Annotated in this window: 12 protein-coding genes; 10 read left to right on the top strand and 2 right to left on the bottom strand. The window is 40.8% G+C overall.

What is annotated here, in order from left to right; genetic code table 11:
• From dnaA to AC2IP4_RS00025, 5 genes are all read left to right on the top strand, one after another.
• Positions 1-1410: a chromosomal replication initiator protein DnaA gene (dnaA, locus tag AC2IP4_RS00005; protein WP_375321466.1), complete on the top strand. Its 1410-nt coding sequence runs from the start codon at positions 1-3 to the stop codon at positions 1408-1410.
• A gap of 31 nt (positions 1411-1441) precedes the next feature.
• A complete protein-coding gene (gene dnaN / locus AC2IP4_RS00010) occupies positions 1442-2542 on the top strand; it encodes a DNA polymerase III subunit beta (protein WP_060993460.1) in 1101 nt (366 codons plus the stop codon).
• 13 nt (positions 2543-2555) lie between these two features.
• On the top strand, positions 2556-3635 hold the full coding sequence (recF, locus tag AC2IP4_RS00015; RefSeq protein ID WP_486310440.1) for a DNA replication/repair protein RecF: 1080 nt from the start codon (positions 2556-2558) through the stop codon (positions 3633-3635).
• Positions 3636-3652: 17 nt separating this feature from the next.
• The gene (gene gyrB, locus AC2IP4_RS00020; RefSeq protein ID WP_375321467.1) at positions 3653-6070 is read left to right on the top strand and encodes a DNA topoisomerase (ATP-hydrolyzing) subunit B; all 2418 of its coding nucleotides are present in this window, start codon (positions 3653-3655) and stop codon (positions 6068-6070) included.
• Positions 6071-6491: 421 nt separating this feature from the next.
• The gene (locus AC2IP4_RS00025; protein WP_486310441.1) at positions 6492-6926 is read left to right on the top strand and encodes an Hsp20 family protein; all 435 of its coding nucleotides are present in this window, start codon (positions 6492-6494) and stop codon (positions 6924-6926) included.
• A 233-nt stretch (positions 6927-7159) separates the two neighbouring features.
• On the opposite strand, the gene AC2IP4_RS00030 is transcribed toward AC2IP4_RS00025, so the two are convergent.
• Complete coding sequence (locus tag AC2IP4_RS00030) at positions 7160-8407, bottom strand: valine--pyruvate transaminase (RefSeq protein WP_375321468.1); 1248 nt, start codon at positions 8405-8407, stop codon at positions 7160-7162.
• A 218-nt stretch (positions 8408-8625) separates the two neighbouring features.
• Between AC2IP4_RS00030 and glyQ the strand changes: the two genes are divergently transcribed.
• From glyQ to AC2IP4_RS00050, 4 genes are all read left to right on the top strand, one after another.
• Complete coding sequence (gene glyQ, locus AC2IP4_RS00035) at positions 8626-9558, top strand: glycine--tRNA ligase subunit alpha (protein WP_060993456.1); 933 nt, start codon at positions 8626-8628, stop codon at positions 9556-9558.
• Between the two features lie 2 nt (positions 9559-9560).
• Positions 9561-11642, top strand: a complete 2082-nt coding sequence (gene glyS, locus AC2IP4_RS00040) for a glycine--tRNA ligase subunit beta (RefSeq protein WP_486310442.1) — start codon at positions 9561-9563, stop codon at positions 11640-11642.
• A 144-nt stretch (positions 11643-11786) separates the two neighbouring features.
• Entirely contained in the window at positions 11787-13424 is a 1638-nt protein-coding gene (locus tag AC2IP4_RS00045; RefSeq protein WP_375321470.1) for an alpha-amylase, read from the top strand.
• A 151-nt stretch (positions 13425-13575) separates the two neighbouring features.
• The gene (locus tag AC2IP4_RS00050; protein ID WP_105056631.1) at positions 13576-13836 is read left to right on the top strand and encodes a hypothetical protein; all 261 of its coding nucleotides are present in this window, start codon (positions 13576-13578) and stop codon (positions 13834-13836) included.
• A gap of 40 nt (positions 13837-13876) precedes the next feature.
• Here the strand turns inward: AC2IP4_RS00050 and tusA are convergent, their stop codons facing one another.
• The gene (tusA, locus tag AC2IP4_RS00055; protein ID WP_375321471.1) at positions 13877-14128 is read right to left on the bottom strand and encodes a sulfurtransferase TusA; all 252 of its coding nucleotides are present in this window, start codon (positions 14126-14128) and stop codon (positions 13877-13879) included.
• A gap of 184 nt (positions 14129-14312) precedes the next feature.
• On the opposite strand from tusA, the gene AC2IP4_RS00060 reads away from it, so the two are divergent.
• Positions 14313-14504, top strand: a complete 192-nt coding sequence (locus AC2IP4_RS00060) for a hypothetical protein (RefSeq protein WP_105056633.1) — start codon at positions 14313-14315, stop codon at positions 14502-14504.
• Positions 14505-14627 lie beyond the last annotated feature (123 nt).

The raw sequence follows: 14627 nt of genomic DNA on the forward strand, positions 1-14627 counted from the left end.
GTGTCTTCATCGCTTTGGCTGCAGTGTTTACAGCGCCTTCAAGAAGAATTACCTTCCGCAGAATTCAGCATGTGGGTTAGACCACTGCAAGCTGAATTAAATGACAATACCCTTACGCTATTTGCGCCGAATCGTTTCGTGTTGGATTGGGTTCGTGATAAATACCTAAATAGCATTAACTCATTATTAAATGAGTTCTGTGGTAGTGATGTACCTACATTACGCTTTGAAGTGGGAAGTAAACCGGTATCTGCTGCACCAGCGCCTAAAAGAACGGCTGCAGATGTTGCTGCTTCAACCTCTGCACCAGCACAACTTCAAGCTCGACAATCAGTGAATAAACCATGGGAATCCCAGAATTCAGAACCGGTTTCTGCTGATTTAAATCATCGCTCTAATGTTAACCCTAAGCATAAATTTACTAACTTTGTAGAAGGTAAATCAAATCAACTTGGTTTAGCTGCTGCTCGTCAGGTTTCTGATAACCCAGGAACAGCGTATAATCCACTTTTCTTATATGGTGGCACAGGCTTAGGTAAAACCCATTTATTACAAGCCGTTGGTAATGCCATTCTTGAACGTAAACCCGATGCTAAAGTGGTATATATGCATTCTGAGCGTTTTGTTCAAGATATGGTTAAAGCACTGCAAAATAACGCGATTGAAGAATTTAAACGCTATTATCGTAGTGTTGATGCCTTGCTTATCGATGATATTCAATTCTTTGCGAATAAAGAGCGTTCTCAAGAAGAGTTCTTTCATACTTTTAATGCACTATTAGAAGGTAACCAGCAAATCATTCTGACGTCAGATAAATACCCAAGAGAGATTAATGGCGTAGAAGATCGCCTTAAGTCTCGTTTTGGTTGGGGTCTTACGGTTGCGATTGAGCCGCCAGAATTAGAAACTCGAGTTGCTATCTTGATGAAGAAAGCAGAAGATCATCAGATTCACCTAGCAGATGAAGTTGCTTTCTTTATTGCAAAGCGTTTACGTTCGAATGTACGTGAATTAGAAGGTGCACTTAACCGTGTTATCGCTAATGCAAACTTTACTGGTCGCGCAATTACGATTGATTTTGTGCGGGAAGCATTACGAGATTTATTAGCTCTGCAAGAAAAGCTAGTGACGATTGATAATATTCAAAAAACCGTAGCAGAATACTACAAGATTAAAATGGCGGATTTATTATCTAAACGCCGTTCTCGCTCGGTTGCTCGTCCACGTCAACTTGCAATGGCGCTGTCAAAAGAGTTAACTAACCATAGTTTACCTGAGATCGGTGATGCGTTTGGTGGTCGAGACCACACAACAGTACTTCACGCTTGTCGTAAAATAGCTCAGCTTCGTGAAGAGAGTCATGATATAAAAGAAGACTATTCAAACTTGATTCGAACGTTGTCATCGTAAGTCATTATCTACTTTTAAATAAACGAGTATTATGAAATTTTCTATTGAACGCAGTCTGTTATTAAAACCACTGCAACAAGTATCTGGTGCCCTTGGTGGCCGTCCATCATTGCCAATTCTAGGCAATATTTTACTTCAGGTAGAAAATGGTCAGCTGTCTATGACCGCAACCGATTTAGAAGTAGAATTGATCAGTAAAATCACGTTAGAAGGGGATTTTGAAGCGGGTACTATTACGGTTCCTTCTCGTAAGTTTCTTGATATTTGTCGTGGTCTTCCAGACAGCGCCAACATTACTATCGCATTAGAGGGTGATCGTGTTTTAGTTCGCTCTGGCCGTAGCCGATTTACATTGGCAACATTACCGGCTAATGATTTTCCAAATATTGAAGGTTGGCAGAGTGAGGTAGAAATTACCCTTTCTCAAGCACAGCTTCGCAAACTAATTGAAAGCACTCAATTTTCAATGGCGAACCAAGATGTTCGTTATTACCTCAACGGTATGATGTTTGAAACTCAAGGAAATATTTTCCGCTCTGTTGCGACTGATGGCCATCGAATGGCTGTGTGTAATATGCCTGTTGAATCGGAGTTACCTGAGCAACAAGTGATCATGCCACGCAAAGGTATTCAAGAGCTTGTTCGTCTTCTTGACTCGCCAGATCAGAGTGTTACCTTACAGTTTGGTAATTCAAATGTACGTGCTGAAGTGAATAATTTTGTATTCACTTCTAAACTTGTTGATGGTCGCTTCCCTGATTATCGCCGTGTAATGCCACAAAGCAGTAATAAAACATTAGAAGCAGATTGTGATGAACTACGTCAAGCATTTGCGCGTGCTGCTATTTTATCTAATGAAAAATTCCGTGGTGTTCGTGTTAATTTAGCTAATAACCAAATGCGTATTACCGCGAATAACCCAGAGCAAGAAGAAGCAGAAGAGATCTTAGATGTAGATTTCCAAGGCGATGATATCGAAATCGGTTTTAACGTTAGCTATGTATTAGATGTGCTGAATACTTTAAAATGCGAACGTGTACGTATTTCGATGACAACGGCTAATGCGAGTGCGTTAGTTGAAGATTGCGCTAATGATGAAGCGCAATATGTTGTTATGCCAATCCGTCTGTAGATTTTAACTATCAATGCCATTATCACGCCTAATCATTAATGATTTTCGTAATATAAAGACGTGTGATATTCAATTATCATCAGGCTTTAATTTTGTTACGGGTGCCAATGGCAGTGGCAAAACCAGTGTCCTAGAAGCGATCTATTTGCTCGGACATGGCCGTTCATTTAAGAGCTCGTTAACCGGTCGGATCATTAGAAATGACTGTAACGAGCTTTTTATTCATGGTCGTTTCACCACACCAGAAAACTTTGAACTGCCCATTGGTATAAATAAGCAGCGCGATGGCACAACAGAGGTTAAAATAGGCGGAGAAAGTGGGCAAAAACTGGCACAATTAGCTAAGGTTTTACCGCTTCAATTAATTCACCCTGAAGGGTTCGAATTAGTTACTGATGGCCCTAAATTTCGCCGAGCATTTATTGATTGGGGAGTGTTTCACGTGGAACCTGCATTTTATGATGCATGGAGTAGAGTGAAGCGGTTAACAAAACAACGAAATGCGCTCTTAAAAACGGCACAAAGTTATCGAGAATTGAGTTATTGGGATTTGGAACTTGCACTGTTAGCTGAGAAGATTGATCAGTGGCGAGTGGATTATATCAATCACATATCTGAAGCAACTCAACAAATATGTCAGGCATTCTTACCAGAATTCGACATAAAGCTGTCATACTACCGAGGTTGGGAGAAAGATACTCCTTACGCGGAATTGCTTAAACGAAATTTTGAGCGAGATAAGCAGCTGGGTTATACCGTCGGCGGCCCAAATAAAGCCGACTTACGAATTAAAGTTGCAGGCACTCCTGTTGAAGATGTGTTGTCTAGAGGTCAACTAAAGTTGATGGTATGTGCGTTACGATTAGCACAAGGACAACATTTAACAGAAGCAACAGGAAAGCAGTGCATCTATTTAATAGACGATTTTGCTTCTGAACTGGATAGCCACCGCCGCCAATTGTTGGCTCAATATTTGAAACAGACAAAGGCGCAGGTGTTTATTAGTTCAATAACTGCTGAACAGATTGCAGATATGCATGATGAAGAAAGCAAGATGTTTGAGATAGAACATGGCAAAATAGCCCAAGGATAAAAACGCGAGAGTAACTCATGTCAGAAAATTATGATTCATCGAGTATTAAAGTACTAAAAGGTCTGGATGCGGTACGTAAGCGTCCGGGTATGTATATCGGCGACACCGACGACGGTACTGGTCTTCACCACATGGTGTTTGAGGTTGTCGATAACTCAATCGATGAAGCTCTTGCTGGTCACTGTAAAGATATTATTGTAACGATACATGAAGATAATTCGGTATCTGTAAGCGATGATGGTCGTGGTATTCCAACTGAAATTCACGAAGAAGAGGGCGTATCTGCTGCAGAAGTTATCATGACGGTACTTCACGCAGGCGGTAAGTTCGATGATAACTCTTATAAGGTATCAGGCGGTCTTCACGGTGTTGGTGTTTCAGTAGTAAACGCATTATCAGAGAAAGTTGAACTTACGATTAATCGTAAAGGTGAGATTTTCCAACAAACATATTGTCACGGTGTACCTCAAGCTCCTCTAGCGGTGACTGGTAAAACAGATACTACAGGTACTAAAATCCGTTTCTGGCCTAGTGACCAAACGTTCGCAAACATTGAATTTGTGTATGAAATTCTAGCGAAACGTCTACGTGAACTTTCTTTCTTGAACTCAGGTGTGTCTATTATTTTACAAGACATGCGTGAAGAAGATAAATCTGATCACTTCATGTTTGAAGGTGGTATTCAGGCGTTTGTTGATCATCTAAACCGTAATAAAACCCCTATTCATCAAAAAATCTTCCATTTTGATTTCATGCGTGAAGAAGATGGCATTGCTGTTGAAGTGGCAATGCAATGGAATGATTCTTTCCAAGAAAATATTTTCTGTTATACCAACAACATTCCACAACGTGATGGTGGTACGCACTTAGCTGGTTTCCGTTCTGCGCTAACTCGTACATTAAACACCTTCATGGACAAAGAAGGCTTTTCTAAGAAAGCAAAAGCATCAACTTCTGGTGATGATGCGCGTGAAGGCCTAACAGCGGTTGTTTCGGTTAAAGTGCCTGATCCTAAGTTTTCAAGCCAAACTAAAGATAAATTGGTCTCTTCAGAAGTGAAGTCTGCGGTTGAATCTGCAATGGGCGAAAAACTGTCTGAGTTCTTAGCTGAGAATCCAGGTGAAGCGAAAATGGTTTGTTCAAAAATCATTGATGCGGCTCGCGCACGTGAAGCTGCTCGTAAAGCGCGTGAAATGACTCGTCGTAAAGGCGCGTTAGATATCGCAGGTCTTCCAGGTAAGCTTGCTGATTGTCAGGAAAAAGATCCTTCACAATCTGAACTATATATTGTGGAAGGGGACTCTGCTGGCGGTTCAGCCAAGCAGGGGCGTAACCGTAAAAACCAAGCAATTCTTCCGCTGAAAGGTAAAATCTTAAACGTTGAAAAAGCACGTTTTGATAAAATGTTGTCTTCTCAAGAGGTTGGTACGTTAATTACTGCATTAGGTTGTGGTATTGGTCGCGACGAATACAACCCAGATAAACTACGTTACCACAATATCATCATCATGACCGATGCCGATGTCGATGGTTCTCACATCCGTACTCTTCTTTTGACTTTCTTCTATCGTCAAATGCCTGAGTTGATTGAACGTGGCTACATCTATATTGCTCAACCACCACTTTACAAAGTGAAGAAAGGCAAACAAGAGCAGTATATTAAAGATGAAGAAGCAATGGGTGAATACCAAATCACACAAGCGTTAGATAACGCGTCGTTATTTGTTAACCCAGATGAATCTATTTTTGGTCAAGAGCTTGCTGATTTAATTGAGCAATTCAGCGGTGTAATGAAATTGATTGAGCGTATGAGTCGTCGTTACCCATTACCGTTATTAAATCGCTTAGTTTATACACCTCGTTTAACTCAAGATGAATGTGCTAATGAAGCGACAGTTCAGGCATGGACTGAAGCATTAGTTTCTGATCTAAATGAGAATGAAACAGGCGCAAGCCAGTACACAGCGGCGCTGCAGTTTAACGAAGAGTTAAACATTCATCAGCCTAAGCTTGTTGTTCGTACTCACGGTGTTCAACATGAATACGTATTAAGTGCTGATCTGCTTAACTCGAAAGAGTACGGCCGTATCGCTGAGCTATCAGAAGCGCTTAATGGTTTGATTGAAGAAGGTGCTTATGCACAACGTGGCGAACGTAAACAACCAGTAGAAACACTGGATGAAGCGATTGCATGGTTAATTAAAGACTCTCGTCGTGGCGTTTACTTACAACGTTACAAAGGTCTAGGTGAGATGAACCCTGAGCAACTTTGGGAAACAACAATGGATCCTGATTCTCGTCGTATGATGCAAGTAACCATTAATGACGCAGTAAGTGCTGATGAGTTGTTTACTACGCTAATGGGTGACCAAGTTGAGCCGCGTCGTAACTTCATTGAAGAGAACGCATTACGCGTTGCTAACTTAGACGTCTAAGCTGAGTAAATATTTGCTGTAATCACTAATTTCTGCGTCGAAGGTGCTCGCTTATATTCATAAGCTCCGCGCCTTCTCCTTGAACTAAGCGATTACAGCGGCAATTTATCTCAACTTAGAATTTAGATATATGAGGAAGCACTGCTGTTGGCTGTGCTTTTTTTTGTCTGGAATTTGGGGTTTGTTTTTATTTATTGTTCAGAGGGTTAGCGGTACTTTTGGTTTAAATCGAAAAATAAATAGCCAGCATCTCTTGAAAGTAAAATCACTGAACCACATATCTAGTTATGAAGAGGATGCCGAAAGGGTCTTCTGAACATGACTTGTCCAAAACGGAAAGTCTTATAATTTGATAGAGGCAACTAAGGACCCAAGTTTGGGGTAGTTGTACTCACTATTGCTTAAAGTAAAGGATAGTATTATGCGTAATGTAGATTTCACTCCACTGTACCGTTCAGCAATTGGTTTTGATCGTCTTTTCAATCAAATGGAAAGCCACTCAGCGAAAACTAATGGTGGTTACCCTCCCTATAACATCGAGCAAAAATCAGAACATAACTACCGTATAACTATGGCGGTGGCGGGTTTTTCTGATGAACAAATCGATTTAACTCAACACGAGAATATGCTGATTGTACGCGGTGAGCGTCCTGAATCGGATGAAGCGAAAACGTACCTATACCAAGGTATTGCAGAGCGTAACTTTGAGCGTAAATTCCAATTAGCGGATTATGTGAAAGTGGTGGGCGCAACCATGGAAAATGGTTTACTGCATGTTGATTTAGAACGTGAAATTCCAGAAGCGATGCAGCCTCGTAAGATTACAATTAACGGTAATAACTTACTGGAAAGCTAATCGTAGATTGGTAAAAATTTGAAATGAAGGCGCTGTGATAGCGCCTTTTTTATGTCTGATAGATTATTCGTTAATTAATAGATTATTGCTTTTCCATCATCAATAGATGGCATCGGTAGGAGTGGTTAATTTAGCGATGACAAACAGAATTGTTGATTCCAAAGCAACAAACCATTATTTGAGTTAATTACAAAAGCAATGAATCATGAGTACCACAACTCACCGCTTTTTATCTACTCTGAATACGCTTTCAGTACTTCTTCTGCAATAATATTAATTCCTTTTTGCATCATATCTTCATCTTGAACGTAGTTCATACGTAAGCATTGATGAGCGTGCTCCCAGCTGTCGTCTTGGCCAATAAAGAAATACTCTCCAGGGACAATTAATACGCCGCGTGCTTTCAAGCGCTTGTACAATTCCATTGTCGTGATTGGCAGTTCATCAAACCATAGCCACAAGAAAATAGCACCTTCAGGTTTATGGATACGGAAACGTGGATCAGTTATCGCTTTTTGTAGCATGTTCACTGCTGTTTGCGACTTTTCACGATAGAAAGGCTGTATTACGTTTTCACTTAAACGCAATAAATCACCGGATTCAATCATGTGTAATCCCATTGCTGGACCAACGCTACCAGGAGCAAGATTGATAATGCCGTTTAGATTGGTCATCGCTTCCGTCATCTTTTCACTGGCAATCACAATGCCACAACGTAACCCAGGTAAACCAAGCTTAGAAAGACTCATGCATAGAATGGTGTTTTCATTCCAAAATGGCGTGACGTCTTCAAAGATAATATTAGGGAAAGGGGTGCCATAAGCATTATCGAGAATTAATGGAATATTATTTTCACGCGCTAGTTTATCCAGCTTAATCACTTCTTCATCAGTGATTACATTACCTGTAGGGTTTGTAGGACGAGAAATACAGATAGCGCCAACAGAATCATCAACGTTAAGCAGACTAAAATCGACGTGGTATTTAAATAAACCGTTGTCGAGCAATTCAATCTCTGGACGATAAGAAATGAAGCTATCAATTTCTAACTCAGAATCGGCATAACCAATGTATTCAGGCGCGAGAGGTAATAGGATTTTCTTTTTAGATCCGTCAGCGTAAGTACCCGCTAATAAATTGAATAAGCTAAAAAAGGCACTTTGAGAACCGTTAGTTAGGCTGATGTTTTTGGAACTGATATCCCAACCATAGGTCTCTTTAAGTAGTTTCGCCAATGCCTTTACAAAGCTGTCTTTGCCTTGTGGCCCATCATAGTTGGCCATTGCTGCTACTAATTCACCAGAATCGAGCATTTTTTGTGAGGCGTTTTTAAAGTAGTCGAGCATGGCGGGAATGCCTGCAGGGTTACCGCCACCGAGCATGATCGCGCCAGGGGTGCGTAAGCCATCATTTAGGTCATCCATTAATTGGGTGATCCCGCTGTAACGAGTAAATTTTTCGCCAAATTGAGTAAACTTCATTACGACTACCGTGATAATTAGAGAGTGGATGTATTGATTGTTTTAACAACATACCTCAACACCAAACAGAGATAAAGAGCCAAGATAGGCCCTTATTTCATTGCTTAGGCCGTAAACTGAAAGTGAATTTTGAGAAAGTGCTTATTTTTGCTACTCCCAAAGGGGTCTGCGAGGTATACTTCTTGGTTATATTTATCAACCATCGCGCGAATTAAATTATGCAAAAATACGATATCAAAACCTTCCAGGGAATGATCCTCGCGCTGCAGGATTATTGGGCACAACAAGGTTGTACGATTGTACAGCCATTAGATATGGAAGTGGGCGCAGGTACGTCTCACCCAATGACATGTCTGCGTGCACTTGGCCCAGAGCCAATGGCTACCGCTTATGTTCAACCATCTCGTCGTCCTACGGATGGCCGTTATGGTGAAAACCCTAACCGTCTGCAGCACTACTATCAATTTCAGGTAGCGTTAAAGCCTTCTCCAGATAACATTCAAGAGCTGTACTTAGGTTCTTTAGAAGTGCTTGGTATCGATCCTCTTGTACATGATATTCGTTTCGTAGAAGACAACTGGGAAAACCCAACATTGGGTGCCTGGGGTCTAGGCTGGGAAATCTGGCTAAACGGTATGGAAGTAACGCAATTTACTTACTTCCAACAAGTTGGTGGCCTTGAGTGTAAACCAGTTACTGGTGAAATCACTTACGGTATTGAGCGTCTTGCTATGTACATCCAAGAAGTAGATTCGGTTTACGATCTTGTATGGAACCATGGTCCTCAAGGTGTGGTTACTTACGGTGACATTTTCCACCAAAACGAAGTTGAGCAATCAACGTACAACTTTGAACACGCAGACGTTGATTTCCTATTTGGTTTCTTCGATCAGTGTGAGAAAGAGTGTAAAGAGTTGCTTGAGCTTGAAAAGCCGCTACCTCTTCCAGCGTACGAGCGCATTCTAAAAGCAGGTCATGCATTCAACCTGTTAGATGCTCGTAAAGCGATCTCAGTAACTGAGCGTCAGCGTTACATTCTTCGTATTCGTAACCTAACTAAATCGGTTGCAGAAGCATACTATGCATCACGTGAAGCGCTAGGCTTCCCCATGTGTCGTTCTAATAAACCGACAGCAACTGAGGAGAAGTAATCATGGCGAAGAATTTTCTAATCGAATTAGGTACTGAAGAGCTTCCACCAAAAGCACTTCGTTCATTAGCTGAAGCGTTTGCTGCTAACTTTGAAGCAGGCCTTAAAGCGGCAGATTTAGCACACCAAGGTGTTAAATGGTACGCAACCCCTCGTCGTTTAGCGCTTAAAGTGGCTGAATTAGACGAAGGCCAAGCAGATAAAATCGTTGAAAAACGTGGTCCTGCAATCGCGTCTGCATTTGATGCTGACGGTAATCCGACTAAAGCAGCCCAAGGTTGGGCTCGTGGTAATGGTATTACTGTAGAACAAGCTGAGCGTCTAAAAACAGACAAAGGCGAATGGTTACTTCATAAAGAAGCAGTTAAAGGTCAACCGGTACAAGAGCTTATTGTTGAACTAGCAGTAAAAGCACTTGCTGGCTTACCAATTCCTAAAGCGATGCGCTGGGGTAACTCAGACATTCAATTTATTCGTCCAGTGAAAACACTGACTATCCTATTGGGTGATGAATTAGTTGAAGGTTCTATCCTAGGTGTTGCTTCTGCTCGTACTATCCGTGGTCACCGTTTCATGGGTGAAAGCGAGTTTACGATTGATTCTGCTGACCAATACCCTGCGATCTTAGAAGAGCGCGGTAAAGTAATGGCTGACTACGATGCGCGTAAAGCGATCATCCTTGCTGATGCTCAAAAAGCAGCTCAAGAAGTGGGTGGTATTGCGGATCTAGAAGATGAATTAGTTGAAGAAGTAACGTCCCTGGTTGAATGGCCTGTTGTATTAACGGCTAAGTTCGAGCAAGAGTTCTTAAACGTTCCTTCAGAAGCGCTAGTTTACACAATGAAGGGTGATCAAAAGTACTTCCCAGTATACGATCAAGAGAAGAACTTACTTCCTAACTTCATTTTTGTTACTAACATTGAATCTAAAGAGCCTCGTCACATTATCGAAGGTAATGAGAAAGTGGTTCGTCCGCGTCTTGCTGATGCTGAATTCTTCTTCAATACAGACCGTAAGCGTCCGCTTATCGACCGTCTGCCTGAACTAGAGCAAGCTATCTTCCAAAAGCAATTGGGCACAATCAAAGATAAAACAGACCGTATTACTGAACTTGCTGGCTACATCGCTGAGCAAATCGGTGCAGATGTTGAGAAATCTCAACGTGCAGGTCTACTGGCTAAATGTGACTTAATGACATCAATGGTATTTGAATTTACAGATACACAAGGTGTTATGGGTATGCACTACGCAACACATGATGGTGAAGATTCTCAAGTAGCATTAGCGCTTTACGAGCAATACATGCCTCGTTTCGCTGGTGATGATCTACCAAGTACTGACGTATCTGCATCAGTAGCAATGGCAGATAAGCTAGATACACTTGTGGGTATCTTCGGCATTGGTCAAGCACCAAAAGGTTCTGACCCATTTGCACTGCGTCGTGCTGCACTGGGTATCCTACGTATTATCGTTGAAAAAGATTACAACTTAGACCTAGTTGATTTAGTAGCTAAAGCGCAATCTCTATTTGCTCTAGAAGATGGGTCAACTAAGCTAACGAATGCAAACGTAGACACTGACGTGATTGATTTCATGCTAGGTCGTTTCCGTGCATGGTACCAAGATGAAGGTTTCAGTGTGGACATCATCCAAGCGGTACTAGCTCGTCGTCCGACTAAGCCTGCTGATTTTGATAAGCGTGTGAAAGCAGTATCTCACTTCCGTGAACTAGACGCTGCTGAATCTCTAGCGGCTGCGAATAAGCGTGTAGGTAATATCCTTGCGAAATTCGATGGCGAACTGGCTCAGGAAATCGATCTGGCTCTTCTACAAGAAGAAGCAGAGAAAGTATTAGCTGAGAAAGTTGAGATCCTTGCTGAAGCACTAGAGCCAGTATTTATTGCTGGTAATTATCAAGAAGCATTAAGCCGTCTAGCTGAGCTACGTGAGCCTGTTGATGCGTTCTTCGATGGTGTGATGGTTATGGCTGATGATGAAGCGCTTAAGATTAACCGCCTAACATTGCTTAACAAACTACGTAACTTATTCTTAGATATTGCTGATATTTCTCTTCTTCAAAAATAGAAATTCATATATCTGATGAAATACCTCGCTCTGGCGAGGTATTTTTTTGTCTAAATATCGAATTTTCGAAAATTAGAGGTTAATTATATAGCGAACAGTGACTACAATTGACATTCTTCTCTTTATATTAGGCTGCTGATTTCGATGAAATTATCTGTGTGCGCAACGCTTATCTCCCTTTCTCTTATGGTTGGGTGTCAAAGTACCTTATTACCATCTACGGATAATGCAAATTCTTCTTCACAGAATACTCCTGTAGTCTCAAGTGATTCGACGAATCAAGTCAGTGTATGTCCTTCATTGGGCATTCAACCTGTGACGGTTACCGTTTCAGAATTGTGGTCAGAAGGCGCGGTCGTCACAGATGCTTACTCTGGCAGCATTGCTCAAGTGAAGGATGGTCAGATAACACTAACACCAAGCCGTCATAGTGGTGGATTACTGTTATTAGAATCAAACTCGGTACAGGAAGTTGAAGTAAAGAAGAACCATTTCCAATGGGAGAGTGCCACGTTTTATCATATCGCAACTGATCGTTTTTATAATGGAAACAGTTGGAATGACCACAGTTATGGTCGTCAAACCTCAGCACAAGGTTTTAAAGGCGGTGATATTGCAGGGTTAACGCAAAAACTGGATTACTTAGCTGAGCTAGGCGTTGATGTACTTTGGCTTTCGACACCATTAGAGCAAGTTCATGGCTGGCTTCCTGGAAAAAATGGCAATACACCAGAATACCCATACGCAGGTGGTGCCACATTAGATTGGACACAGCTTGATACAAATATGGGATCAGAGCAAGAGATGAGAACCTTTATCGATTCAGCTCATCAATTGGGAATGCGAGTGATATGGAGTATTGATACCGTTCCTTCTCAACCAAGCCTTGCCGATTTACAGCAATTCTCTATTCAGCCTAAAGACAGCAGTGAACTGCCAAGTTACTGGAATGATTGGCATCCAAAAGAAGATCAGAATCTAACGCATTATTTAGATGCATTTAAAGGTGAAGATGGTCAGGTCCCACAATGGTGGTCTTCTGATTGGTTTAATCCAAATTATGAAGGGGTAGTGTCAACACCAATTTTCTTTACTAATAAACCGACAACTGCAGTGAGCCAAGTCAGTCAGGATAAATACACATTATTAACACAATGGGTGACTGAATGGGTAACCAAGTTTGGTATTGATGGCATTGTTTTAGCTCAATCAACGCCTAAGTTAACAAAACAATTTGAAGAACAAGGCAGTAAGGCATTTGAAGCATGGAAGAAAGACAATCAATATAAAGCGCTTGAAGGGGCTTCTTTTATTGTGGTCGATTTAGAAAATAATAACCATTTTATCCATCAAAAACAGTCAATTAATCCTGCTGAAAAACAATGTTTAACGTCATTAAATTATCAACTTGGTACTTCAGAGGAAAATGATGTATCAACATTAACATGGTTTGATAAAGATAAAAAACCAGAATTAAGCTCTGAGAATTACGCTCAATATCGCGATGCTGCATCAACCTTATTGTTGTCTAAAGGCCGTGTTTCTGTGTGGTATGGTGATGAAAGCGCTAAAGCTGGAGATTTGTATAGCATGATGAACTGGGATGAAATGACAGGAAAAAACAGGACATTAGCGGCTCACTGGAAGAAGTTACTTACATTTAGAAGCAATCATTCCTCTATTTCACAAGGTGAAAGCCAGGTTATTAAGCAAGAGCCTTACTATGCTTTTATACGTAAAAACGATACTGATAAAGTGATGGTTGTTTATACGGGAGAGTAGAACTCTCATGCTGTATTTCTTGTGTCATCAAAGTTTAATAACATCAGGATCAGAGTGTGATACTAGACACATAGCTTTTGATGTAGAGGTGATAATCTAGAGCTAGAATTAGTTGTATTGGTAGATGTTTCTTAAAGGATAGGAGCTTATCATGACTCGTTTTTTAGCTATCTCACCGCAAAGTCAGTGCTATCTATTTACCGTAGCGTTAGGACTTAATTTATTGGGTATGGTATTAACTGATATGTGGGTACCTATGGTGGTTGGGGCTATTGTGACAACAGGGCTTTCTGTTGATGCTTGGGTCCGTGTTCATTATGTATTGCCAATGAAAAAAGAAATGCGCAATTTGCAACACGAAATAGAAAGCATTCAAAAGCAAGTTCGAGACATCAGTACGCAAACTCAATAAATAGAATAAAGGCGACCAATGCGATCGCCTTTATTGCTTCTTAAACTGATAATCCTTTTCGGATCAAAAATCGATAAGGGAGGGTATCTGTCTTTTCTGCAAGTAACTCATGATCCATAAAGCGGCAAAAGCTTGGAATATCACGAGTTGTTGATGGGTCATCTGCTTTAATTAGCAGAGTCTCGCCATCTTGCATCTGTCGGATTGTTTTTCTAACCATCATGACAGGCTCAGGGCAGCGTAATCCTTCCGCTTCTAGTGTTTGGGTTGCTGTATCAAAGTTGATGGTCATTGCTGTATCTCTTTACAATTAAAGGCGACCAAGATCATACTGCTGTAAAAAAAATAATCAATACACATTGGCAAAGAACTGAAAAGAGAGTAATTTATTTATTAACAACACATTAACATTGGACGGTTAACGTATTGTTTTAAATGTTCTTGGTTATAGAAAAAGTAATAGAAGGATCGCCATTATGCTTACTCAAATAGATCGCTTAACTATTTATTGTGTTCTTTGTTTTGTTACGATTTGTTCGTTAGTGCTGCGCACACCAGAAGATATTAACCTTTTCCCTTTAATTAGCCTTGCCTCCGTTATGGTTGCTCTTACTATCGAACTAAAAACATGGTCAGAAAGTGAAGCAGCAGAAGAGCAAGATTATTAATTCAGAATTAATACAATAAAAGATAACACACACTTAATTTTCCCGTCTCTTTATCATTCTTAACCCCAAACTAAGAAGTGAATAAATTGCGGGATTTTTTTATTTTAAAAACCGTTAAACTAC

The organism is Aliivibrio thorii (assembly GCF_057368585.1).